Source organism: Novipirellula aureliae (assembly GCF_007860185.1).
Taxonomy (GTDB): domain Bacteria; phylum Planctomycetota; class Planctomycetia; order Pirellulales; family Pirellulaceae; genus Novipirellula_A; species Novipirellula_A aureliae.
This window is the reverse complement of record NZ_SJPY01000005.1, coordinates 125,792-151,157: the sequence shown is the minus strand read 5'-3', so window position 1 is coordinate 151,157 and position 25,366 is coordinate 125,792. Positions and strand designations below refer to the sequence as shown.

14 protein-coding genes are annotated in these 25,366 nt (G+C 52.9%); 7 read left to right on the top strand and 7 right to left on the bottom strand.

Features of this window, described 5'->3' with window-relative positions:
* Positions 1 to 47: 47 nt before the first annotated feature.
* Entirely contained in the window at positions 48 to 683 is a 636-nt protein-coding gene (locus Q31b_RS15480) for a hypothetical protein (RefSeq protein ID WP_146600597.1), read from the bottom strand.
* Between the two features lie 125 nt (positions 684 to 808).
* On the opposite strand from Q31b_RS15480, the gene Q31b_RS15475 reads away from it, so the two are divergent.
* Positions 809 to 1,942, top strand: coding sequence for a lipid-binding SYLF domain-containing protein (locus tag Q31b_RS15475; RefSeq protein ID WP_146600596.1), 1,134 nt, complete (start codon positions 809 to 811; stop codon positions 1,940 to 1,942).
* Between the two features lie 104 nt (positions 1,943 to 2,046).
* A complete protein-coding gene (locus Q31b_RS15470; protein WP_146600595.1) occupies positions 2,047 to 3,861 on the top strand; it encodes an ATP-binding protein in 1,815 nt (604 codons plus the stop codon).
* Positions 3,862 to 3,969: 108 nt separating this feature from the next.
* Here Q31b_RS15470 and Q31b_RS15465 read toward each other — a convergent pair whose 3' ends face one another.
* The 3 genes from Q31b_RS15465 to Q31b_RS15455 form a co-directional block, all read right to left on the bottom strand.
* Positions 3,970 to 6,447: a glycosyl hydrolase family 95 catalytic domain-containing protein gene (locus Q31b_RS15465; protein WP_197171602.1), complete on the bottom strand. Its 2,478-nt coding sequence runs from the start codon at positions 6,445 to 6,447 to the stop codon at positions 3,970 to 3,972.
* Between the two features lie 118 nt (positions 6,448 to 6,565).
* On the bottom strand, positions 6,566 to 7,669 hold the full coding sequence (locus tag Q31b_RS15460; protein ID WP_146600593.1) for a cis-3-hydroxy-L-proline dehydratase: 1,104 nt from the start codon (positions 7,667 to 7,669) through the stop codon (positions 6,566 to 6,568).
* A 487-nt stretch (positions 7,670 to 8,156) separates the two neighbouring features.
* On the bottom strand, positions 8,157 to 9,047 hold the full coding sequence (locus Q31b_RS15455) for a LysR family transcriptional regulator (protein WP_146600968.1): 891 nt from the start codon (positions 9,045 to 9,047) through the stop codon (positions 8,157 to 8,159).
* Between the two features lie 235 nt (positions 9,048 to 9,282).
* On the opposite strand from Q31b_RS15455, the gene katG reads away from it, so the two are divergent.
* From katG to Q31b_RS15435, 3 genes are all read left to right on the top strand, one after another.
* Positions 9,283 to 11,628 (top strand): catalase/peroxidase HPI, encoded by a 2,346-nt coding sequence (gene katG / locus Q31b_RS15450; protein WP_146600592.1) that lies wholly within the window; start codon positions 9,283 to 9,285, stop codon positions 11,626 to 11,628.
* Positions 11,629 to 12,448: 820 nt separating this feature from the next.
* Positions 12,449 to 12,718 carry a hypothetical protein gene (locus Q31b_RS15440; RefSeq protein ID WP_146600590.1) on the top strand — a complete coding sequence of 90 codons (270 nt, stop codon included), beginning with the start codon at positions 12,449 to 12,451 and terminating at the stop codon, positions 12,716 to 12,718.
* 249 nt (positions 12,719 to 12,967) lie between these two features.
* The gene (locus Q31b_RS15435; protein WP_146600589.1) at positions 12,968 to 14,443 is read left to right on the top strand and encodes a hypothetical protein; all 1,476 of its coding nucleotides are present in this window, start codon (positions 12,968 to 12,970) and stop codon (positions 14,441 to 14,443) included.
* Between the two features lie 259 nt (positions 14,444 to 14,702).
* Here Q31b_RS15435 and Q31b_RS15430 read toward each other — a convergent pair whose 3' ends face one another.
* The gene (locus Q31b_RS15430; protein WP_146600588.1) at positions 14,703 to 17,228 is read right to left on the bottom strand and encodes a discoidin domain-containing protein; all 2,526 of its coding nucleotides are present in this window, start codon (positions 17,226 to 17,228) and stop codon (positions 14,703 to 14,705) included.
* A 474-nt stretch (positions 17,229 to 17,702) separates the two neighbouring features.
* On the opposite strand from Q31b_RS15430, the gene ilvB reads away from it, so the two are divergent.
* A complete protein-coding gene (gene ilvB / locus Q31b_RS15425) occupies positions 17,703 to 19,580 on the top strand; it encodes a biosynthetic-type acetolactate synthase large subunit (protein WP_146600587.1) in 1,878 nt (625 codons plus the stop codon).
* 572 nt (positions 19,581 to 20,152) lie between these two features.
* Positions 20,153 to 22,906, top strand: coding sequence for a glycoside hydrolase family 78 protein (locus Q31b_RS15420; RefSeq protein WP_231617607.1), 2,754 nt, complete (start codon positions 20,153 to 20,155; stop codon positions 22,904 to 22,906).
* Positions 22,907 to 23,407: 501 nt separating this feature from the next.
* Here the strand turns inward: Q31b_RS15420 and Q31b_RS15415 are convergent.
* The gene (locus Q31b_RS15415) at positions 23,408 to 24,235 is read right to left on the bottom strand and encodes a hypothetical protein (protein ID WP_146600586.1); all 828 of its coding nucleotides are present in this window, start codon (positions 24,233 to 24,235) and stop codon (positions 23,408 to 23,410) included.
* A gap of 275 nt (positions 24,236 to 24,510) precedes the next feature.
* Positions 24,511 to 24,927: a hypothetical protein gene (locus tag Q31b_RS15410; RefSeq protein ID WP_231617606.1), complete on the bottom strand. Its 417-nt coding sequence runs from the start codon at positions 24,925 to 24,927 to the stop codon at positions 24,511 to 24,513.
* Positions 24,928 to 25,366: the final 439 nt, after the last annotated feature.

Genomic DNA, 25,366 nt, shown 5'->3' with positions numbered 1-25,366 from the left:
AAGGGTGGGTTCGTTGGTATGCGAGCCGAATATGATGCTTCGTCTCTTTACGATTGAGTGAATGGAACCACATTGAGAAACGGGGCGGAATCGCGGCCCAGACGTTCAAAAATACCGAGTGTCTCGTTGAAGTCAACGTTGCTTGGAATGACGCAGTCAGCGTTTACCAACATCACCGACCCGATCCAAGTATCGGGAGCACCGGGTAGGTAGACGACGACCATACCGTTTTTGAGTCGATCGGCTTCGAAAGCCAAGCGATAACCATCGACACTTTTAACCATAATCGGTTTGAGCGACGGTCCAATACTTTCGTGCTTCAAATTGCCTGCCAGCAAGTCTTTGTAGATTGCATATTTGGGGAAAACCATCGTCAATTGCTTTTCGATTGTTTTCGAGAATCTCCGTCCGATCGCTCTTCGAGCTGCGATTCCAGCAGCAAAACAAAGCAAAACTAAGATTGCGACGGCTAATGAAAACAGAAATGCAATACCGCCGGGACTGTTCAAGTTGACCGGAAGCCACTTTGGCAATGCTTCGTGCAGCGGCACAATGACAGCAACAACGATATTGTAGACGTACCCAAGCAAGCCGACCAAAACCGCCAATGGCAGCAGGAAAAAAAGCCCACCAATCCCCGTGGCCCGCAAAAAGCTTGCCGTTTTTGTTAAGCTATCTCGCATCGAGTGATCCTGGTTTTAGTTCGGCGCAAAATGAAAAATTCATTTCGATGTTTTAGCAATTAGTTGTTTCGCGTACACTACCATAGCTTATTAGACTTTCCACCTGCTCAAGGATCGAGGGCGACATGTCACGCACTTTTATTTGGTTTCCCAACAGGCTTGCTACTGGGTTGGCCTCGCTGGCCATTTTAATTCCTGTCGCCTTATCGCCTGAATCCGTATCGGCTCAGCTCAATACGGTTATTGAACCTAACGTATTGTCTGTATCCGTTGAAGAGCAACTTGTGCAGGCATCGGCGTTGGTCCTCAGCGAGACGATGAATCGTCCGCTCAATCGGATTCCCGAATCGATGCTCTCCAACGCATCGGGTGTAGCGATCATTCCCAACGTCATGAAGGGCAGCTTCATCGTGGGGGCGCGTTATGGGCGTGGTTTGCTGTTCGTTCGTGAAGCGGACGGCATTTGGCACGCTCCGGTTTTCATCACGCTGACCGGCGGCAATATCGGTTGGCAAGTTGGGGTTCAATCATCCGATGTTGTTTTGGTTTTCAAAACGCCTCGTAGCGTTCAAGGGGTGCTCTCCGGAAAGCTAACCATCGGTGGTGATGCCGCCGCAGCCGCTGGGCCTGTCGGGCGACAAGCTGCCATCGCGACGGACGGTAATATGCAGGCCGAAATATACTCTTACTCGAGAAGCCGAGGCTTGTTCGCAGGTGTATCGATCGATGGATCCGTCGTCCAAGTCGACCCGCTTGCGACAGCGGCTTATTACCAAAGCCCGGCGCTAGGTCAACCCGTTGTCGTCCCCCCATCAGCATTGAATTTGACCTCGGCGATCGCAACGTATGCAAATAGCACGGTCGCTCCTCCAACCGCACAACAAAACAGTGGACAACCAGTCCCCTCCTATCATTACGAACTCGCCCAAGCGAATCGAGTTTCCGAGGCGGATGTTATTCGCAACCAGATCATACAACTCGCTCCGCAACTCTACAATCAATTGGATGACCAGTGGAAAAATTACTTGGCGTTGCCTGGAAAGATTCTAGCGGAACCGCAGCATCCGGATCCACAAGAAATCCAAAGTGTGATTACGAGGTTTGATACGGTTGCAGCCAATCCCGCCTATCAAGCTTTGGCATCGCGACCCGACTTTCAATCGCTCGTCGGTTTGCTCAAACATTACCACCAAACCTTGGTCGCCCAATTGACCGCAGGATCAAAAACAGAAATTCAATTGCCACCGCCTCCCATGTAGGTTTATCCCCTAAATGCTGTCCAAAGTCTGGCTACTTGGACGACGACCAACTCTACGTCTGATCGATGACAACCCACCAGACAGCGAACACCTGAGAAAGCAAAATGGCATCTTTATTTGTGGTCCGAGGACGCGACCAGGGTAAACATTTTTCGATCGGCGATAGCGTCGTTCGAATCGGACGAGATAAGTCGAATACCATCCAATTGCTTGACACCGAAGCTTCGCGGGTTCATGCCGAAATACAGCATGACTCCAATGGACGCTTTGAATTGATCGATCTCGATAGCAGTAACGGGACGCTTGTCAATGGCCGATCGATCGAACGACGACGTTTGGCGAGCGGTGACCGCATCGAGATCGGCAGCACGCTGTTGATCTTCACCGATACAGGCAAACCCAGTACGCTCGACTCCGCTCATGGAGTCGATATCGTTTTGCAAAGTCACTCTCATGACGCCAGTCGGATCGTGTCTTCGTTGGGCTCGTCCATCGAACCGTCCTCTGAATCGATACCGCTGGCCTCTCGTGCGGCATCCCAGCAGGGTAAGCAGACGGTAACAACTCGAACGAGAGCGTCGCAGACCGAAGCCGATCGCTCATTGGAAGTGATGTACCGAACCGCGATCGCCGTAGGCCGAACCGACGATTTGGAGGAACTGCTAAATCGCATCTTGCGGCTGGTTTTCGATTGGGTGGAAGCGGACCGCGGCTGTGTGATGCTTCGAGACCATCAATCGGGACATTTTCAACCAGCCGCCCGCTGTGATCGTGATAGCGAAAATGATCTGAAAACTGGCATTGATTTGGAACAAAAGAAACGTATTTCGATTAGTCGAACGATTCTCGATTTTGTCCTGGAAAAGAAAGAAGGGGTGCGAACCACGGACGCGGGCGATGATATTCGCTTCGATTCCGCAGCATCGATCGTCACTGCCGGTGTCCGAGAAGCGATTTGCGTACCGCTGCAGGGACGTTACGATATCGTTGGTGCGCTGTATGTCGACACCTACACCAACCCGAAACAAATGATCGCGCGTGACTATGCGCCGCGGTTTACGGACGATCAGTTGCGGTTGATGACGGCAATTGGACATCAAGCCGCATTGGCAATTGAAGATACGTTCTACTATTCTGCACTCCTGCAAGGGGAACGACTCGCGGCAATGGGCCAAACGATTGCAACGCTTTCTCACCACATCAAGAATATCTTGCAAGGTATTCGAGGGGGCGGCTATTTGATCGAAGCAGGACTTGACCGCGAAGATACCGACGCGGTGAGACGTGGGTGGCGGATGGTGGACCGGAACCAGGAACGGATTTCGAACCTCGTACTCGACATGTTAACCTTCTCTAAAGAGAGAACACCAGAGTGCGTGGATGCGGATCTGAACGAAACCGTTCGCGATATTCTCGAACTGATGCAAGCGCGTGCATCCGAGTTGCAGGTAACAATGCGGGCTGAATTATCGGACAAAATGCCCGATGCCTCGTTTGATCCCGATGCCATGCACCGTGCAATCTTGAATTTGATTACCAACGCGATCGATGCAGCGAGTGAACATGCGAGGCAATCGGAGCAGATCGCTACCGTCGAAGTGGTCACTCGGTTTGATGAGGTCGATGGTTGGATCATCGACGTGATCGATAATGGGCCCGGTGTTGCGGAGCAAGATCGCCAGAAGATCTTCTCGCTCTTCGAATCGGGAAAAGGATCGCGAGGTACAGGTTTAGGATTACCCGTCAGCGCAAAGATCATGCATGAACACGGCGGTGAAATCGCGGTGCTACTACCAAAGAATGGTATCGGAAGCTGCTTCCGATTGCGATTGCCAACCGATGCAAAAGGTACCGATGCAGGTCAAAACGAAACGATTGCGTATGAGCATGATACGCTGCGTGATTTCGACGAAAAGTAGCGCCTTTTTTAAACCAAGACAATCATCTTGTTTTGAGTTTGATGTAGGATTGGCAGTGGTGGATCTTTAACAAGAACCACCACGTGATGATTTCATGGTTGCAAGTCTTTAGGATTGCAGCTGAAGCACTACTTTCACACGCTTTCCGCCTGGTAGGCCTAAACTTACTTGTCGGCGGCTTCCGGTCGTGCTCAACTCCACACTTCCCTCAGTGCAACTTGCCGTCGACTCCACAATCGCCGCTGGTACGCTCAAGACAATCGTTTGTGCCTGTTTCGAGGTCAGCGTAAGCTCGACTTTGTTTGGTGCCCACTTCAACGTTTCGATTTCGATTGCGCCACGACAGAGCACTCCGTCGATTTGTCCTGTTGGCCACTGCTTCGGCAGCGCCGGCAGGAGTTGGATTTTGCCCGGCTCCGAAGCAACCAGCATCTTGATGATCACGGCAGGCATGCCACCACTAATGTCCATATTGAACAGCGAGCGGTGATTGTGCATCGACGCGAGATTGCTAAGCCAAAATCGATTCACCAAGTGTGTCAAACAATGGTAGGCCAATTCACTCTCACCAAGACTCGTCGACGCTTGGCCCAATTGGACCAGCCCAAACGACATGAATCCGGTCTGATTGTTTTTCCAATGTTTATCGAGTTTGTACTCAATGCTCTTTTTGAAGGCGGCCTGCAGTTCTGGGCTCTCAGCGATCTCTGGTGTCATGCCATCGTACAGCGGGTACAACTGAGACGAATGACGATGACTATCGTTGTTCTCCAAACGCGGCGTTAGCCATTCTTTGATGATTCCCTCATCGTTGATCATGTAAGCTGGCATTTTGTCAAGCATCGCCTGCCAAACGGGGATCTTCCCGGCGTTCTTATCAAGTGCCTTCGACGCCGCGATTAGATTGGTCAACAATTCCTTTGCAGCAGCGACATCCATCGTCGCATTAAAAGTGCCCTGTGAGTTGCTATTGCCGGGTGTGTTTTCAGGCGATTGGGTGGGCGAAAATACCAACTTCCCATCGTCTCCTTCGTACAAATAGTCTTCAAAGAAGAGTGCCGACTTTTCCATGAAGGGCAATGCATGGTTAGCCAGGAATTCTCGATCGCCCGTATAAAGGTAGTAGTCGTAGAAGAAGTGGGATGCCCAAGCGGCGCCAGCGACCCAAAAGCCACCTGCAAACGTGTCGACCAAGGCATTATTGAATCCATGGGTCGTTGACCTCGATGGCAGCACGACGCCGCGAGCACCAAACATATGTTTGGCATTGATTTCAAGCCAAGGTTCGATTGATTCGATGTACGACGTATAGGCGAGCATCAATTCAGGCATATTTCCCATCATGTTGGACGCGATCGCGGATGGTACGTTGCCGTTGTGCGTGAAATCACTTGCCCAACCCGGTGCGTAGGTCCCCCCCCACACGCCCTGCAACACCGGTGGTAGTTCTCCGGTGCAAGAAATGATGTTGTAGCGGCCCGCGTCAAATACCTTTTCAATCAACGCGCGGTTTAACTTTTCGTAGCTGGAATCGACCAGCAAGTCTTCCGTCGTCCTGCGATGATCCGCTTCCCCGCCAATGTCCAACCGCATCCGGTTAAATAGCTCGCCATGGATCTTTGCATGGCGACCCAATAGTTGTTGATAATCCTTAGGCAGACCGGCAAGCATCGCTTTTGTCTTGTCGATCGTGGAAGCATCGGGGTCGTAAAGCGGCTTCAGGTCAACCAAGACCAATACTTGGTCGGCGTCTTTGATTTCGAGACTCCCGTCTTCGTTAGGCGTTCGTGTTCCACCAATCGACTCGACGCGAGCGACTGCTTCGAGCGAATGGATGCTGCCAGGGTACGCTTTCGAAAATTGGTTGGTGAACGTCAATCCGGACTCGTCGGCCCCCGTGACGATATCCTTTACGCACTCGTTGAAAACGGTCTGCGACCGCTGCAGTGTTTTCGCGTCAAGTTTATCACTCGGCTTTCGCGGTTCGAGTGCCAATCGGCAATGGATCGATCCAGGCGCGGACGCATTGATTGCCAGAACAGCAACACCATCTTTTCGCGAGACAAACAAGCGGCGTTCGAAACGCCCACGATCATCTTGCCAATGCACGGTTGCTTCACCCGTTTGGAAGTCAACGGAACGAGCATAGCGGGATATCTCTCCAGCTTGTTCGGATACAATCGTTAAGTCAAAGGCAGGCACGAACGGATCGGGATACAAAAAGTCGGGTTGCCCCGACAAATCGAACGCCAACTGAGTTGCTTGACGATACAGCCCCCGATCGATCAAGCGGCGAATTTCGAACAATCGAGCCGACGTGTCGGGCGGCATCGTGGGTGGACCCTGCGGCAAAAACAATCGCTCGTGAGTGAAGATGATCCGTTCTTCGAGCGGACGGCTGAGCATATTGGCGCCGATGGTGCCATTGCCTGTGATCAAACCCGACTCCCAAGTTTCCGCTGGTTCGCGGCTAACAAAGCCACGTAGAGGAACAGGCAACGTTTCTGGAATTTGCGGAGCTGTCGCTGCTTGAGATATCGCTGCAAACAACAAGAGTGAAACGAACGGCAAGATTTTTCGGGGCATTACAATCTCGGAGTCGGGGCAATGATGGACGACAGGCATTCCGCCTGTCGGGAAACGAAGTCGCCGTTACAGCGGGCCGAAATTAGCGGGCCTATTTTCGCGTCTGGCCGTTAAGGCCTTAGCAAACCTCTACAACCGCAGGTCCAATCACATCCATCTTTGGCGTAATGCCTAGGCCTGCGGATTCACTCGCTTTCATGAAGCCATCCTCACGTACCGGGGCACCATCCGCATTGCTTACCGTAACGTAACTGTTGAAGTCGGTACTGGTGAAGCGAAACGGTTCCGGCGTACTGTGAGCTAAATGAGCAATTGCTGCCGTGGTTATATCGCCACCCCAACTATCCTCGAGTGTCATTGCAATGCCCATTGAGACGCATAGATCGCGTGCTTGCTTAGCCTTTGTCAATCCGCCAAGCTTGCTAATCTTCAAGTTAACAACGTCCATTGCCAAATCAGCCTTGGCACGTAGAAGTCGATCGAGCCCATCAATGTTCTCGTCCAATATAAACGGCGCTGTCGTGTTTCGGCGGACGGCCAAGCATTCCTCGTAAGTGACGCAAGGTTGTTCGATATAGACGTCCAAATCACTGACCGCTCGAACCACCCGCATCGCTTCATGCTGAGTCCAGCCCGTATTTGCATCGGCGACCAATCGATCGGTCGGTTTTAGCACCGCACGAGCGGCGCGGATACGTTCGATATCCGTATCGGGATCTCCGCCCACTTTCAATTGAAACCGCGTGTAACCTTGCTCGCTATACATGGCGACATTTGCCGCCATTTGATCCGGTTCGATCTGCGAAATCGCACGATACAAACGCACGCTTTCGCCGAACCGACCACCCATCAATACGCACACTGGTAAACCGGTCGACTTGCCTAGCAAATCCCAGCAAGCGATATCGATTCCTGTTTTTACATAAGGATGACCAAGTAGAGCAGCGTCCATGTGCTGATTCACAACATTCAATTCACGCGGATCCAACCCGATGAGATGGGGGCCAAGTTCCTTGATCCCCGCGCGAACGCCATCGGCATAGGCGGGCAAATAGAATGGCCCGAGCGGGCAGACTTCGCCATAACCAACGAGCCCTTCGTCGGTCTCAACGCCTATGATTGTGCTGTCGAAAACAGTCACTGATTTTCCGCCCGACCATCGGTAACTACCTTCAATGAGAGGCAATTTGACGCAGTGGGCTGTGATTCGTTTGATCTTCATATTTTTTTGCTCGCTCTTTTGTGTGAGTGAATATTCTCGCTTTGAATGGCTCGAGTCATTTGATCAATGGATAGGTGGGATTCCGTGGCGGAGTCAACGCCGAGACGATGCCCGCGAAGTCAAGTCGTGGGTCCCGTGTCTGTAAATGCGTTTCACCCAAAAGCAAACTTCGAGAGTACGGTTGTGAATTCGACATTCCAATCATGCTCAGCCAAGAACCACTTTGGATGGTCGTCCTGCAAGCGTCAAACATTCGCTGATGTCGACGTAGCAAAATCATCAACGGCTCTTTCGAGATGATTGTATTTTTATGCCTTGTGAATGCTGCGAGTCTACACCACTTTGGCGAGCGTTGCTACAACGGAATGCTCGAAAATGGAGCTTCCGAAGTGAACGGACAATAGCGTTCGATGATGCCATGCCGTGGTAGATATCGGTAACAACCTTGTAAACGCCACGACTTGTGCACAAACGATTGCGAAGGCGATTACTTCGGCACAAAAGCCTCGGAATAGTCACGCAAATGATCTCGGAATTCACGCAGCAAACGGCTTTGAAAACGATAAGGATTCCACACGGCTGCAATCGTCCGAGTCGGTACCGTGCCATGTAGCGACCGATAGACACGTCGCCGAGTGCGATCGAGTTGCTTCGCCATCTCGGGAATAAACGAGACACCATGCCCGAGCGAAACCAACTCTTGCACCATTACCAATTGGCTCGTCCGTTCCACGGCGACAGGTTGTATGGAGCGTTGTCGGCAATAAGACGTAATGCTGTCGGACAAGCAATGCGCTTCATCGAGCAGCACAAACGGATAATCCTCCACATCACCAATGCGTATTTGTTTTTTCTTTGCCAGTGGATGATTTCGCGGTAGCACAAGACTTAGCTCTTCTTCAAACAACTCCTCCACTTCCACGTATCGCGATGGAACGGGTAGGGCAACGATCGCGACGTCGAGTTCTCCTTGTTTGCATCGCCGCATTAAATTGTCCGTGGTGTGTTCCTGAACCATTAGATTGGCTTTCGGAAAAGCATCGGAAAACGTTCGTAGCAGATTGGGCAAAAAGAACGGAGCAATCGTTGGGATCGCCGCGATACGGATTCGCCCACTCTGTCCATCATCGCAAATTTCGGCCTTGCAGTCTTCCAGAATCAATAGGATTTGTTCGGCACGCGACTGAAATAGCCGGCCCGCATCGGTTAGGTCGACCGAGCGAGGCTTACGTTCAAACAGCGGCTGCCCCACTTCCTCCTCAAGCCGCTGGATCGAACGGCTTAAGGCTGGCTGTGAGATCGATAATCGATCAGCAGCATGTGTGAAATTCTTAAGATCCGCGACGCATTGGAAATGCGCTAATTGATCCATGTCCATAGGATAAAAACTCTCGCTTGCGTAATCGTTCCAATTCTTTCCGCCTGGAAACGGCGAAAATCCAACCATGCGTCATACGCATTGCTGTTATTCTAGTTATGCATTGGACGGTCGTGTTGATCATGCCAATAATTGTCTTCGTTGCGGTGGCTATCAGAAGAAGCCATTGAACATCTCGTTCAGGATTGCGCCACGAGGCCACACGAGCCTCATTCCCTCAAACCCAGGAAAGATCATGTCCTCGACCCTTTACTTCGCTCGCTTGATGTCGTGTATGGCACTAGGGTGCGCTACCGGCCACGCCATCGCCGAGGCCCCACAAACCACTTCTATCGATGCGGAAAATGCGTCCGAACCAAGCCAATGCCCGGTCATGGGGACCGTCCCCATGACCGGACGGCACACATCAGCCGGTTCCTACACGAATGGAGATTGGTGGCCAAACCAATTGAACCTTCAGATTTTGCATCAAAACTCAACCAAGAGTAATCCCATGGGCGTGGACTTTGATTACGCCACGGAGTTCAGTAAGCTCGATCTCCATGCATTGAAGAATGACATTACGGAGCTACTCACCACTTCACAAGACTGGTGGCCAGCCGACTATGGCAACTATGGTCCGTTGTTCATTCGAATGGCTTGGCACAGTGCGGGGACATATCGCGTTTCGGACGGACGCGGTGGCGCGGGCTACGGTACTCAACGCTTTGCCCCGTTGAACAGTTGGCCCGACAACGCAAACCTTGATAAAGCTCGGCGATTGCTTTGGCCAATCAAGCAGAAGTATGGCCAACGGATCTCATGGGCCGATCTGATGGTATTGACCGGCAACTGTGCACTCGAATCGATGGGGCTAGAAACCATTGGGTTCGCTGGAGGCCGCGAAGACGTCTGGGAACCACAGCTAGATGTCAACTGGGGCCCCGAAACGAAGTGGCTTGGTGAGATGCGTTATCGAGGCGATCGTGAACTCGACAATCCGCTTGCAGCTGTCCAGATGGGTTTGATCTACGTCAATCCCGAAGGCCCCGGCGGTGAGCCCGACCCCGTCGCGGCTGCCAAGGATATCCGTGAGACGTTTGCTCGTATGGCAATGAACGACGAAGAAACCGTTGCCCTCATTGCGGGGGGACACACTTTCGGAAAAGCCCACGGGGCTGCCGATCCTAGCAAGTATGTCGGTGCGGAACCTGAAGGAGCCCGCATCGAAGAACAAGGACTTGGGTGGAAGAATTCGTACGGCAAAGGCAATGCCGACGATACCATCACCAGCGGGCTCGAGGGAGCCTGGACGACGACTCCCGCGCAGTGGTCGACCGACTATTTCGATCATCTATTCGGATACGAATGGAAGTTGGTCAAGAGCCCAGCGGGCGCATGGCAATGGATTCCCTCCGACCCGGCTGCGGCCGATACCGTCCCCGATGCACATGACCCCGAAAATTTTCACGCACCGATCATGTTTACGACCGACCTCGCACTTCGGATGGATCCGATCTATGGTCCAATATCGAAACGTTTCCATGAAGATCCAAAAGCATTTGAAGTTGCCTTTGCAAAGGCATGGTACAAGTTAACGCATCGCGATATGGGGCCCGTTTCTCGCTGCCTCGGACCTGAAGTTGCTGCTCCCCAATTGTGGCAAGATCCCGTTCCAGTGGTCGACCATGAATTGATTCAAGATCAGGACATCGCGACACTCAAATCCAAGTTGCTCTCGTCCGGCTTATCGATCTCTCAGCTAGTGGAAACGGCATGGGCATCCGCATCGACGTTCCGAGGTAGCGACAAACGCGGTGGAGCCAACGGTGCACGCATTCGATTAGCACCACAAAAGGATTGGGTCGTCAATCAACCCGCGGAACTCGCTAGCACATTGCGGACGCTGGAGGAAATTCAACATTCGTTTAATGCTTCGCAAACAGATGGCAAACAGGTCTCACTCGCGGACCTCATCGTACTTGGCGGATGCGCAGCGATTGAGCAGGCAGCTAAGAACGGGGGACACGATTTGCAGGTGCCGTTCTCGCCAGGACGTAGTGATGCTTCACAGCAGCAGACCGATGTTGAGTCATTCGCGGTACTGGAGCCGTCCGCAGACGGATTTCGCAACTATGTGGGTCCCGTTGTCGATCGGCCAGCGGAAGAACTGTTAATCGATCGAGCACAACTACTTACGCTCACAGCACCGGAGATGACTGCGTTGATCGGTGGCCTGCGAGTCCTTAATGTCAATGCTGGCGATATGCAACTAGGTGTGCTCACCGAGCAACCCGAGGTGTTGACCAACGACTTTTTCGTGAACCTGCTCGATATGAATACCGAATGGCAACAGTCGGCGGTATGCGAACACTTCTATGAAGGACGTGATCGTAAGACCGGTGCGGTGAAGTGGAAGGCGACTTCCGTTGACCTCGTATTCGGTTCCAATTCACAGCTTCGCGCGATCGCAGAGGTCTACGCTAGCGAAGATTCACAGCAAAAATTTGCCCGTGACTTCATCGCAGCTTGGAACAAGGTGATGAATGCCGATCGCTTCGATCTTGATCCGACTTTTCGAAACGAGCGATACCGAAGCTAGGGATCGGGGTTAGATCACTTGCAAGCCAATCCTACCGATCGTTGAATGGAGTTTCGTGCGATATGAATCAAGCAGATTACATACCTGTTGCCTGCGTCAATGGTCATTCATTGCGAGCTCCCGAGCGGTCGGTTGGCCGAACCTTGCCTTGTCCCGTTTGCGGCGAACCCGTCGTGGTGGCGAGGCCCAGGGCGTCGGTTTCCGATACGGGCGTCATGCGGATATTGGGCGAATTTGTGCCAGCGACCGCCTCCTCTGTACCCGCCGAATTCAGAATGCCGGCGGACCAACCCGAGTCAAGACCCTGTCCCGTCTGCTCGTGCGCGGTGAGCGAGTCCGCTTCAGTTTGCCAAGCTTGCCATTGCTACGTCGGAAAATCACCTGACTATTTGCGGTCGTTGATGAGGGCAAGCAGCTCCCCTGTGCGAAAAGAATGATGGCAAGCGGTTAGGAGACGGGAACCAGAGGAAGCGTGCTTTGGAGCGTGCGATGATGACACATTTCCGAGTGCCAGTGCCCGTTGCCGCACATCGCCGTTGCCACGGCGTTGCCGTTGGGTTGTTTTAGGAGGTAACGGATGTGTTGGCATGTTGGTTGCTTCCACTGGGTAGCTTCAGCAGAGTACTTTGTCCAGATTTAACTTTAGGTTGCGGCATAATGTGACGGTGGCTTCCAACCCCAGTTCTGCGGCTGGAACCACAGCCACGAAAAAAGCAGCCCTAAAGTATATTTTGACGAAGCAAATAGGGGAGTCTTCCCCTTCGTGAGACCGTTTTCTTGCGGCGGGAGCTATCACAATTCTTTTTCGGGAGCTTGTCAGATGAGTAGTCAAGATAAGTTGGTTGCAGAGTTGGTTCGTGGCCTGAAACATGAACGAGACGAATTGCAACTGCAAATTCATCTCGCTAGCAAGGAGTTGCGGGACAAGTGGGATGCGCTGGACCGCAAACTTGACTCACTTGACGAGCGGTACACACCATTGAAGGGAGCGACCCGAGAAACTGCCGACGATGTCTACGATTCTCTAAAGTTGTTGGCGAGCGAAATCAGCGCTGGCTTTGATCGCATCCGGAAATCTCTAAAGCCATAACGTTAGCGAGAAGCACCTTCGCCATCGGAATGAGTTTTTGCTCTTCGGATCGGGTAGCAGACGCCCCGTTTACCTGATTGCGAATTCTAAACATTCGCAAGAGTACGGATATTGCCACTGGCCGGGTCCTGACATATTCTACGAGATTGCACTGCTGCGATCGTCTTGAAATGTACGCGTGAAGAGTGTTCTGGGAACCTGAGTTCTTTGAAGTTCACTGGCGGTGTTCTCTCTTTAACAACTTGGTGAATGATGAAAAGTTCGGTGTTCGCTTGCCGACGGTGGTTTGTCCCCGTATTGGCTGTTTTCCTCTGCAACGGCGTTTATGCGCAGCGCCCCAGTGGTATTCCTCAACTCGAGAGTCGTCCCGGTGCGGATTACACTATCTACTTGAACGTTGGTGGGTTTGAATACGATGGTACTTGGTCAGGGATTGAACCTGGCTACACGGCACCTCTGAATGACATCCCCGACACAGGCACTTTCTCTACCGTCGAACAGACCCAAATCAGCGTTCTTTGGGCCCAGGTCGCATCATCCTTTGTTGGGTTCAACGTGAACGTGACGACAATCGATCCGTATGACTCGGTTGGCAACTCCAACGCCACCGATGCCGATCGTCAAGCTTTCTATGATGCGACCCCCAATATGCTACATACCGTCATCGGCTCGCAGGTTCGCAACGAGGGTAGTGGTCCGGTGAAGTGGTACAGCAATGACGCCGACGGCGTCTCCGGCCTTGGCATCGCAGCAGGCATCGCGGCGAATCCTGGCGACCACACCAATTGGATGTTCAGCGAAGCCCAAGCGGGCGACGGTACCGGCGGTGTGATCAATGGCGCTTACATCGGTGCGGTAACGGCGCATGAAAACGCTCACGCGTTTGGGCTGTACCATCAAAGTGATTATAGCGACACAACCTCAACGTTGGTGAACGAGTACTCGCTTGGTGACGATGCTCCAGAAGATGGCGCCTACGTGCCCATCATCGGTCAAGCGGACGGACGGCAACGAGTCGCTTTTCGTGTTGGTGACGCCGACGTAGAAGGGGCTCGTACCGTTCAAAATGATGTCGCTAAAATGCTGAGCACTTCATCCATCGCCGGTAGTGGTAACCGCACGGGAGCAGCCGACCTAATGCTCATCGATGATGGCATCGGAGGAACAAGGGACGACGCTACGACGCTCGCTCTTACGGGTGACATTATCGACGTATCGTCCCGTCAGAATAAGGGTGTAATCGTGCCGCTCAATTCTAGCGACCTGGATCCCCTGGGTGTCGAAAAATACACCGAGAACTGGCATTCCTTCTATACCGATGGAATGGATGCAATCAGCCTAATGGTGAATAACGGAACGGATTTCCTTTCCGCGGGTGTGGCGGACCTACTAACCATCGACTCCATGGCAGGCTTGCTGCGTAGCAAGCTTACTATTTTTGACGCAACCGGTTCGGTAGTGGGAACGGGTGTCGAAAGTGACGACACCTTAACGGTCTCCTTCAGTGACCTTCTTGCCCAGGGCAATTATTTTGCCCAAGTCCAAAGTTTTGGTGGTCATGTACAGGATGCGCCGGCCTACAGCGATGCGTCTTACTTTGATATGGGAGCCTACTTTCTGACGGGATCCGGATTTGACGTTTCTGCCGTTCCCGAGCCGAGTTCGATCGCGTTCTGCATGATCGGATTCGTTGCCGTTGTCGGGTCACGTCGCCGTCGCCGTTGATCGGTTTTGGCAATCCCCTTCTTAGCAGACTTCTAACGCCTTGCTCATGCAAAATGGGTAAGGCGTTTTTTAGAAACCGGGCTAAATCCTTCTACCATAGCGAAAGTCGCCAGGACTTTCGGCTTTCGGACGTCGCCGAAACTCTTGGCGAGTTTCGCTACAAAAACCACGGCCTCTCCGCTAGGAAATAAGAACATCTGCTAGTTTTATGTTCTTTCCCTCGGCGTTTTCTCAAAACGCCGTATCCCTGAGTTCCAGATTACTCTTCGAGTCGAAGCGTGATCGATTCACGAGGTGGATAATAGGAAGTGATCCAGGCGTGGGGTTTGATATTGGTTTCACCGCCTGTTAGCCCCAGCACGACGATTTCTATTTTCTTGCCACGCATCGCGTCCGTGACGGGAAAATAATGAGTATCGTTGCTCGCCTGGCTCCTGGCCGGATACTCCCAGGCAACGCAAGGAAACGATGGTGCTCTTTGTGACGCGCCAATCCATTCTCCATCGACTCGCAAGGCGGCAAACGCCTTGTTGATCCCGTGCTTGCCATCAAGAGCGACACACAGATAGCTTCCTTCGGCGGTATTGTCTTCTATCTCCGCTGCGGCCTGCCAAGCAGCGACTGGACGGGCAGCATCGAACGGTGCAAACAAATTCGTAGCGTGCCAGTCGGATGCATCCAATTGTTTGTTATTTGCCCAAGCGGCAAATTCGGCAACGCGCTGTGGTGCATCGAAGATTCGTAGATAACGGAAAGGCTGGGCCCGATCTGACTGCAGTTCCCATGTGTAGACATCGGCGTCGAAAAGCGAGGAAGATCCTCCATTCTTTTGAATGTCGGCAACCTTGATGTTGCCTTCCTGGACCGCCGTCCGCTTGAACGTGACCGGTTTCCAGGAGGTCAAATCCTTCGACACCTCCGCCGACACTTCTAGCGGCGGCTGGCGCGGATCGCTAGAGGGCCAGAGCGCCCGAAACGAGAGTTGATCGATGGTTTCAGGCTTGCCTAAGTCGATGCGCAAAGCCCCCTGGTCGATCCGTTTATCGTTCCCATAGTGCAGAACACTGAAGAAGGTTTCTAGCTTTCCGTCGAACATGTACTTGTCCCAGATTCCTCGGCGCCAGAACAGCTCTTGGTCGAAAAATGCATCGCGTGCATTCTGGACCTGGGGGATCGAGGTCGGGCCAGAGCGGTGAAGGGACTGAACTTCTAATGCATTATTTTCCGCTTGGAAGCAGGTCGCTTCGTAAAGCTGCTCTGCATCCGCAGGAACCTCAACGGGCGTTAACTCCGCGAGCTGCTTGTGCCAGGGCAGTGAGACTGGTTGTCCTGGAAAGCGGATCGTTTGGCTACCGTCGAGAATCTTGTTTGCTGGCTCGTTGCCAAGATAGGCTTTGCTGAAAGATCGGGATCCGGGATGGAGAGAAACCGTTGCGTTGGTTCCCGGTAGCCCGAGGAGTTTGACCAGTACGGGTTGATTCGTCGTATCACGAACCACTTCATAGTCACAGCCGAGAACCCCGATTTCGCTACAGGGTTTCGTTGTGGCCATCAGCAAATAGGACCGGAAAGGCGGCACCTCAATGGGAAGACTCTGGCCGTGGTCGAACGTTCCGAGCATGCGTTCGGAGGGATGATATCGCCTGACCTCGACGTCTCCTTTATCGGTCAGCCCGATCTCTTCGTCTAGCGAGACGTCGTACGTCACGGGTTGCCAGCTGAGATTTCGCAAAGTGATAAACCGCGTTGAGCCATCACCTCTGGAAACAGCATTGCTTCCGTATCTTTCCGGCAGCTCCATGCCTTTGACCAAGATTTCCCGGTGTCGGAAATGTAGATTGAAAATGCGGCTCAGTTTGGCGAATTCGTCATCCCGCAGTAGCCATGGGTTTCCATAGATTTCGGGAGCAAGGATTAGGCAGCGGTTGAAGGCTTGAAGGACGAGGTCGTCCTCCCAATAGTCCAAACAGGACGAGATGCAGACACCGTGGTCTTCCGTCAAGCGTTTCAGATCGGGTGGCAATCCACGCGACAAGGCCCCGGCACGGTTATGGGGGGCCGTCGTGCGATTTCTCATGTGCACATCGATGTAGGTCTCCGCCCCGCCCCACAGAAAGGTGGTCGCGTGTGGTTTTGCCACGCCAAGGTTGAGCCGATGATTGAGGACAATCAAATCGGGGGCGTATTTGCGACATTCGGTCATCGCTTTGGCAAAGCTTGCCTGTTTTTCTTCTCGCAACTGCGTGCAGACGGCATCGAACTTAAAGAGTTGGAGTTCATAATCACGGCAAAGACTCACCAACAGATCGATACGAGCCTGTTCGGCTTCGGGCGTATCGCCGAATCCGTCCGGACCACCCCAAAGCCCGAGTCGGCAGGAAAACGATTTGGCCAATGCCGCAATATCGCCCCATCCGTTTGGATACTGTTGTTTGAACTTTTCGCTCTGCATGTTGCCGTAGTATTTTTCACTGTCAATATTGCCAGCGTCCCACGCATAAATGCCCAACCGCATTCCATACTCGTCATGAAGCCACTTAAAAAACTCAAGATTCGTGATGGTTTGAGCTTCGGTGGATCCTTCGTTCGTATTGTTGATCCAAGAGAAATACTGGGGGATCGACGGCGTTTCTTCCGTGATCGTTCCGAAATTCGAGTTCTCGCTGTCAACGGCAGTTCCCGGCCCCTCGGCTGACACAACCGTGGCAAACCCCACCAATAAAAACAGGAGACCGGTCGGCAAACCAATCGGCAGCCGGTTGAACGGGCGTTGTGCGAATCTCATTTTTGAATTCATCGGTTTCCTGTTATTCATTTGGTTTCTATGTTAGACACGGTTGGTTCGGCGATTCACGGTACTGTAGCGTGAGGGCCTGTTGATTGAATCAGCAGTCCACAAACGCCAAAGCGGCAATTGAATCGTTGCCTTCATTATTCTATTTCAAATCAACGTTCCTGTAGAGCCGTAGCGAAAGTCGCCAAGACTTTCGCCTTTCGGGCCTCTTGTTGCCATTGCCGAAACGCATGGCGAGTTTCGCTACGAAGCTCTCAACCCCGATGCGTTACCGAGCGACAAACGTGGTCTTCCCCCCTCTCCGATCCCTCTCCCCATTCGGCGATTGTTGAGCACGCCCAATGCAACTAGAAGACACACACTCATTGAAGTGTTAAACTCTCGGAAAAATCCGCTCCGGTATTACCACAATGCGGGCAACCAAGGTTTGCGTTCCCCCATAACTGTTTAGAGAAAGCTAGGCGCATGAGCAACTTCGATCCCTCTCAACTCGATCACGTGACGTACGACGACGTATCCACGATCACCGGCGGTGCGATCACCGATCTTTTGGAAGCCGATCGAGCCCACGCAAAACGCGGCGCCCGGCTCCTGGCCGAAGCCCTTGTCGCCGAAGGTGTCGACGTCATTTTTGGTTATCCAGGGGGTGCCAACCTCGAGATCTTTGACGTCTTGCCTGAAGTCGGAATCAAGATCATCCGCGTCGAGCATGAGCAGGGAGCCGCACACGCTGCTCAGGGCTACGCCCGCGCCACGGGAAAAGTCGGCGTTTGTTTGGCCACCTCGGGTCCTGGCGCCACCAACTTGGTCACCGGCATCGCAGACGCCAACTCCGACTCCGTACCAATCGTCGCCATCACCGGTAATGTACCAACACACTTGTTGGGCAAGAATGCATTTCAAGAGGTAAACATCGTTGAGATTTGTCGTCCGATCACCAAGAAAGCCTATCTCGTAAAACGTGTCGCGGAAATTCCGGAAACGGTGCGCGAAGCATTTGAACTGGCGGGCGGGCAGAGACCGGGGCCCGTACTCATCGATATCCCCAAAGACATCCAGCAGCACTATCCACGCAACCCCGAAGGCCGCTACATGCCGCCTCGTATCCCGGCCGTCATCGCGGCTCCTGAATCCAAAGCGGGATCGATTAACCCTGGCCAGTTGGAGCAATGCTGCCGCATGATTCGCGAAGCGGTGAAGCCCATTCTCTATATCGGTGGTGGCGTCGTTAGCTCCGACACCGCCCCGCAACTGCTCGCTCTTGCCGAGAAGCTGGGGATCCCCGTCACGTCCACGATCATGGGCCTTGGCGCGTTTCCCCCCGAACATGATCTGGCCCTTGGCGTTCTTGGCATGCATGGTTCGAAGTATGCCAACGTAGCGATCAACGAAGCCGACCTGGTTCTGGCGTTCGGTGTGCGTTTTGACGACCGTGTGACTGGCAAGTTGGACGCATTCATCGAGCATGGGAAAATCGTTCACATCGACATCGACCGCCGCGAACTCAACAAAAACAAGCCGGTGACTCTACCGATCTGTGCCGACCTCAAGCAAGCTTTGACGCAGCTGCTCGAAACCGCTACACCAGGGGACTACAACGATTGGCGAGCCGAGGTATCTGCTAACCGCACACTCTATCCTTTTACCGTTCCCGATGGCGAAGCCCTTAGCCCCCAGCTCGTAATTCGCTCCATTTCGGACATCACCAATGGCCAAGCTATCGTCGCTCTCGGTGTCGGCCAGCACCAGATGTGGGCCATGCAGCATTACAAGGTCGCCCAGACACGTTCCTTCCTAAGCTCCAGCGGATTCGGCACCATGGGATATGGCTTGCCAGCGGCGATTGGAGCGAAAGTAGGATGCCCCGAACGCACCGTCATCGATATCGATGGCGACGGCTCACTAAACATGACAGTCCACGAACTGAGTACCTGCCACCGCTATGGTATCGGCGTCAAAGTTGTCGTCATCAACAACCAATGGCTCGGCATGGTACGCCAGTGGCAGGACATGATCTATGACGGGCACCGCAGCGGAACGGCGCTTGGCGATCCGATGGCCGTCAAGCGTCCAGGGGTGGAAGACATCTATCCCGATTTTCTCTCGATCTCCAAAGGCTACCGCGTCAAGGCCGAGCGGGTAACACAGTCCGCCGATCTAGCGGCCGCCATCGAACGCCTGCTCGCTGATCCGAACGAACCCTATCTATTGGACGTCATCGTAACCTTCGAAGAAAATGTGTATCCCATGATCCCGGCCGGAGGAACCTATCACGACATCATCATGAGCGCCGCCGACCTAGCCCGCCGCGAAAGCAAAACCGCCCAAGGAAGCAATATCTAATTGACGAAAAAGCGGAACGTAGTGAAGGCGAAGTCGGCATGATTTCAATGTGCGGTTACGCTTCGCTGGAGTCAGCGACGGTCTTACTTTTGGTCAATACCGATTCGAAAAAAGATTTCCGAATCCCTTGGTGAAGAGCCCAGCGTGATTGGCTGCCTGACCCCAAACCCCCGAGATTATTCAAGGCATGGCGAGTGATGTTCGATGGGAAGACTTCGTCGGGCGAAGACTTCGTCGGGGTCAGTCTTGATCTTCGGTTTTCACTGAACGCAAACCGAAGATCAAGTCTGACCCTCGCGAAGCGTTCCAAAATCGACGGCCAAGGCGATGAAAGTCAGGGAGTCCCCCCTGCGAGTGTGCGGTCGAGCGACGCGGCGATGGCACCCGCTATCACGTCACCCGTTGAAAGGATGTGGCGGTGCATCGTTGTCTTGTACAATCGGTCGCTGACCGTTAGGTTTGCGCACCGATTTTAGATGGTCTTGCGATGTGAAATTCCATCTTGTCGAAACATGTACTTTGAAACACGCAGCTGGGAATTGACCGAGTCAATTGGACTTATGGGAACAACGATGAATTCAAGAGGTTTGATTGGGATACTTCTCGTTCCATTGACGATGTGTCAGGTCGCCTGTTGGGCAGCAATGCCGGAGCAGTTGGTCGTGGGCGAGGGATTCGTTGAGCCGCTGGGTTTCCACGACCCGACGCCGACGTTTTCTTGGAAACTGCCGGTTGGTACCGAACGTCAGACGAGTTACCAACTTGAAGTTCGTGATGTTCTTGCTGAGGAAAGCGTTTGGGACAGCGGTTGGGTCGATTCCGATCAATCGGTCTTCGTTCCTTACGGTGGCACCCCTTTGACGTCGCGTCAACAGCTCCGTTGGCGCGTTCGTTTTCGCGACCAAGATGGCTTGGCTTCTGACTGGAGCACTCCAGCTCACTTCGAGATGGGGTTGCTGTCTTCAGAGGATTGGAAATCGCAATGGATCTTCCAATCGACGGAAGTGGATTCAAACGCTGATTCAGAAGATGAACGCGTCGCTTACCTACGGCGTGAGTTTCCGGTTGCGAACAAGATCGCACGAGCGCGTCTTTACGTGACCGCTCGCGGACTTTACGAGGTTTACCTGAATGGGCAAAAGGTCGGTATCGATGCCTTCACTCCCGGTTGGACTTCTTACGCCAACCGGATCGATACACAAACGTATGATGTGACCAGACAAGTTAAACAAGGCGAAAATGCGCTGGGGGCGATGTTGGGATACGGGTGGTACGCCGGGCGGCTCGGTTGGTCAAAGAAATGGAATTTTTACGGCAACGTTCCTGAATTGCTTCTGCAACTAGAAATCACCTTTGCCGATGGCGAAGTACAAACCATTGCCTCAGATGACGCCTGGAAATCGACGCTGGATGGGCCGATTCGAATCTCGAGTATCTACGACGGTGAGACCTATGATGCGCGGAAAGCGATGCCGGGCTGGAGCGATCCTGCCTTCGACGATTCAAGTTGGAACGACGTCGCGACGAGTGCGAAGTTGGAAACGCCTATGTTGACGCCCAAACCGTTTGCACCTGTGCGAGTTACCGAGACACTGTCTACGCAAAGGATCACAGAACCCGAGTCAGGGCGGTTCGTTTTCGATCTGGGACAAAACATGGTGGGTTGGCCCGAAATCAATATTCCTGTCGAAAAAGACCAAATGGTAACCATTCGGTTCGCGGAAATGCTGAACCCCGATGGGACGATGTACACAGCCAATTATCGATCCGCCAAGTCGATCGACTTCTATACTGCGGCAAGTACAGGGACGATTTCCTGGAAGCCGACATTCACCTTTCATGGATTTCGATATGTGGAACTCTCGGGTTTGCCCGTAGGTTCGACGCCCAGCGCGGACTGGGTCAAGGGCCTCGTCCTCCATTCCGATTTAAAGCCAGTCGGAAGCTTTGTATCGTCACACGAAAAACTCAATCAACTACAAAGGAACATCCGCTGGGGACAGCGAGGCAACTTTTTGGATATCCCAACCGACTGTCCACAGCGAGATGAGCGTTGTGGATGGACCGGTGACGCCCAAGCGTTCTGCCCAACCGCGATGTTCAATTACGATTGCCATGCGTTTTGGAAAAGCTGGCTGCGTTCGATGCGTGACGACCAGTCCAGCGATGGTCGCATCCCTCACGTCATCCCAGACATCTTGAAGAATCGGGGTGGCAGTCCAGGGTGGATGGACGCGGCCACCATCGTTCCTTGGCAAGTCTATCTTCGTACCGGCGACAAGGAGATCCTGCTTGAAAATTATGACATGATGGCGAAACTAGTCGGTTGGTATCGCGACCACTACGCCGATGGCGTTGTCACAAACGTAGCCGGCTTCGGGGACTGGCTGCAGCCATATGCTTCCAACAATATCGGCGATACGCCTCATGCCGTTCTCGCCACGCTGTTCTACGCGAATAGCGTCCAAATCCTTGCGAACTCGGCGCGAGTGCTCGGTAAAAATGTCGATGCTGAGAAATATGGCAAGGAGGCTGACGCAGTAAAGCAAGAACTAACCAATCACTTTTTCGATTCCGATGGAAAGCTGCAAAATGCACCGGAAACTCAAACGGCCTATATCCTTGCGATTGCGTTTGATTTGATCCCCGCACGACGGCAAGCTCAGGCGGCCAACCATTTGGTTCGACTGATTGATGAAGCGGATGGGCACTTGCGCACTGGGTTTCTTGGTACCCCGTTCATCAATCAAGTACTCGATCAAACGGGACACGAGGAGGTTGCGTTTTCTGTTCTGTTCAAAGAAACCTATCCTTCGTGGTTCTACTCGATCAATCAAGGTGCGACCACGATGTGGGAACGTTGGAACAGCTACAGCCACGAAGATGGTTTTGGCAACGTGGCGATGAACTCCTTCAATCACTACGCCTATGGGGCCGTCGGACAATGGATGTACGAACGAATCGCGGGTCTTTCACCTGATCCAGCGGAGCCCGGCTACAAGCACTTTTTCGTTCGACCGATCTTCGGCGGCCCACTCACATCCGCTGGTGCCGAACTAGAAACCGCCTATGGTAAAGCAGCAAGTGAATGGAGAAACACGGGCGACAAAGTGGAAATGACGGTTACGGTTCCTTCGAATACAACTGCGACCGTTGTGTTTCCAACAACGAACATAACGGCCATTCGAGTGGATGGCATCGTCTTGAACGAAAGTGAGTTCGCGGATGCGATGAAGACGAGTGATGCAGGCCAGGTGACGGTAGAATTGGCTTGCGGTGTGTATCGATTCGACTTGCTGGCTCTTGCCGAAAACGATTTGCAGTAGCGACTGCTGCTACGGAGCGAATTGCATGTCGTGCTCCATTGGCCGGTGGTTTTCGCTTCACTCAAGCACGGGCCACGGACTTAAACACCTTCATCATGGTTTGACGGGTGCATCATGGCTTGACGGGTGCATCATGGCTTGACGGGTGCATCATGGCTTGACGGGTGGCCAATGGTTCGCAATGTAGGATCCGTCCAGGCATCGTATCGAACCCTCATGCTCGGGCTCGGGATGGCTTGCGTTCAAGAGAGCGTCTTCATCGTCCGGCGCAAAAAAGAAGGGCCATGTTGAAGCCCTCCCTGCCTCAACATGGCCCATCAATGCTGGAACGATGACACTGATCGTTCCACCCTCCCAATCCATGGTACTAATACTATCGGCAGCCAAATACTGAAACCTAAGATAGTTTTTTATAGAAGCTGTATTTTTCTTTGACTCAATGAAAAGCCGCAGTTTCCTTGCTCAGAAAACTGCGGCGATGGTTAACTTGTTTCGGTTAGGTTAGTAGCGACAGCTATCACATCCTGAATCGCAGCAACCTGCCCCCTGTGCGCCCTTACAGAAGAACCCGCCATTTTGATAATTCTCCAACGTCTTTTGAGCGCAGTCACAGGTTCCATGAATATGTTTATGGTATGTGGCGCACTGTTGTGCCCGTTCCTGTGCGTAACCGTCCCACAATCCTGTATGGCACGCACTACTGTTAAAGTACTCTCGCAAGGTCGAAGAAGGCAAATTCGGGGTGCGGTGAGCAATATACAGCTCTTCCTTTTGGGGCGGAGCTGCGTAGTGATTGCAACCGGCGGAATCGCAACCGGAACGACAGCCGCAGCCTCCGTATTGACCCACCGCCGGTTGATAGATCGGGGAGAACGGTCCATTGGCAACGGCGCCCGAGTACCGTCCTGCGTTATTCGCATAGCCGTTGTTCTGCGGTGCGTAGCCTGAAGCGGGCGGCATTCGATTCGGAATCGCAGCATGAGGACCACCCGTTAGCTGCTGTGATGCAGCGTCGCTTTGAGCCCGCGAATCTCGTTGATCGGGTGGCTGCGGAAGCTGGCTCGGTTCGATGTACGAAAATCCGTCTTGTTCAAGTATTGGCGATGGATCGAGTTTGGAGTCGTCCGTTAGCGTATCGGCCTGGCCACTTAGTGGGGAGGCTACATCGTCTGGTGCAGCTTCTAAATTCCCAACAACTTGTGGCTTGTTAAAGCTCAACTCATTGAGAAGCGTATCAAGGTCTCCGTTGGCGTCGACTTGGGAAACCAGCGTAGCCGCAATTGCGAGGCCTGCGAAACCGAGGGCAGTGATCGTGCGAATGGTTAACATGAGAGGGTACTTCCATGTAAGAGCTAGTGGGCGTTGAAATGTAACTGCCCAACTCTGCCAGCGCGTCAAGCCGAAATCAAACGAAACACCCTCATTGTGTTCCTTCTTTTTGAACCGTTGCTCGCTTTTCCACTAATAGCAAACAACCTTTCCCGATCCTTCTTGGCAACCCAACCGGAAAAGCTTTGCCTTTCGTTCCTGCGGGGATCGACGCCCTTCGTTTATTCTTCCTGTGCCGATTCTTTCGCTCCGGGGATCATTCGCAAGATCCACACCTAATGCCGAGTCCACTGAGTGTAATTGTCTCGGTATCCATGATGCTTGGTCCAGATCGGCTTCGGGTTGGCCCCGAAATATCCGTAAGAGTATGGCGTTTTCCATCGCGGCTGTTCAATCGCCTCGGGGATCGTTGCGGGCGCAGGCAACTTCCGGCGACGAATTGACGTACGAGGCGGATGGGTTTCAGCGTACTGTTCTACTAGCTGCCTTCCCAGATCCTTCTTGCCAGGATTAATCAGAGTATTCGGAGATCGAATAACAGGGTGTACTGGAACCGCCTGTACTGGAACCGCCCACGGAGATCCCTGCGGTACAACGCCTCCTCGATGTGGACTCCACTCGGGTGTTTGCGCTTGAATCGCAACGGGAACCGCGACCAAGAGAGTCATTAGTAGGCTTCGAACGAATCGCATGTTGATTCCGGTGGGGTGGAAGTAATTTTTTGAGGCAATGGATCTTGTTTTCGATCCTGGCACGCGGGATCGATCACCGTTAACCATGCTGGCGTTTGCCACGGTTCCGTTGGGAAAACCGGGGGTAATGCCCAAACAGCGAACGTTTCCAACCCTAAAGTGAAATTGTGTTGAAACGCTGGAACGAAAATTTGGCGGTCCCGTAGACCTATCGAAACGTAAACCAGGGGATTTAGGGAAACATTGCGGATTGGCGTCTTAATACTCATCGGCAATTTTTGGTTGTTTCATCAGAAAACTCAAAAAAAGTCTCAGAGACATCGGATTGTCCTAGTAAAACCGAATGAGTTTTTTGTATGGTCAAGATTGTTACGTTCTTCCCAGGTTAAGGTAGCACGAAGATGGGGGTTGGTTGGATTATCCGGAAACCATCGATTGC

Excerpts from the sequence above, each read along its gene's own strand:
- Q31b_RS15480 (WP_146600597.1), bottom strand. The coding sequence starts at position 683 with ATGCGAGATAGCTTAACAAAAACGGCAAGCTTTTTGCGGGCCACGGGG.
- Q31b_RS15475 (WP_146600596.1), top strand. The coding sequence starts at position 809 with ATGTCACGCACTTTTATTTGGTTTCCCAACAGGCTTGCTACTGGGTTG.
- Q31b_RS15470 (WP_146600595.1), top strand. The coding sequence starts at position 2,047 with ATGGCATCTTTATTTGTGGTCCGAGGACGCGACCAGGGTAAACATTTT.
- Q31b_RS15465 (WP_197171602.1), bottom strand. The coding sequence starts at position 6,447 with ATGCCCCGAAAAATCTTGCCGTTCGTTTCACTCTTGTTGTTTGCAGCG.
- Q31b_RS15460 (WP_146600593.1), bottom strand. The coding sequence starts at position 7,669 with ATGAAGATCAAACGAATCACAGCCCACTGCGTCAAATTGCCTCTCATT.
- Q31b_RS15455 (WP_146600968.1), bottom strand. The coding sequence starts at position 9,047 with ATGGACATGGATCAATTAGCGCATTTCCAATGCGTCGCGGATCTTAAG.
- katG (WP_146600592.1), top strand. The coding sequence starts at position 9,283 with ATGTCCTCGACCCTTTACTTCGCTCGCTTGATGTCGTGTATGGCACTA.
- Q31b_RS15440 (WP_146600590.1), top strand. The coding sequence starts at position 12,449 with ATGAGTAGTCAAGATAAGTTGGTTGCAGAGTTGGTTCGTGGCCTGAAA.
- Q31b_RS15435 (WP_146600589.1), top strand. The coding sequence starts at position 12,968 with ATGATGAAAAGTTCGGTGTTCGCTTGCCGACGGTGGTTTGTCCCCGTA.
- Q31b_RS15430 (WP_146600588.1), bottom strand. The coding sequence starts at position 17,228 with ATGAGATTCGCACAACGCCCGTTCAACCGGCTGCCGATTGGTTTGCCG.
- ilvB (WP_146600587.1), top strand. The coding sequence starts at position 17,703 with ATGAGCAACTTCGATCCCTCTCAACTCGATCACGTGACGTACGACGAC.
- Q31b_RS15420 (WP_231617607.1), top strand. The coding sequence starts at position 20,153 with ATGAATTCAAGAGGTTTGATTGGGATACTTCTCGTTCCATTGACGATG.
- Q31b_RS15415 (WP_146600586.1), bottom strand. The coding sequence starts at position 24,235 with ATGTTAACCATTCGCACGATCACTGCCCTCGGTTTCGCAGGCCTCGCA.
- Q31b_RS15410 (WP_231617606.1), bottom strand. The coding sequence starts at position 24,927 with ATGCGATTCGTTCGAAGCCTACTAATGACTCTCTTGGTCGCGGTTCCC.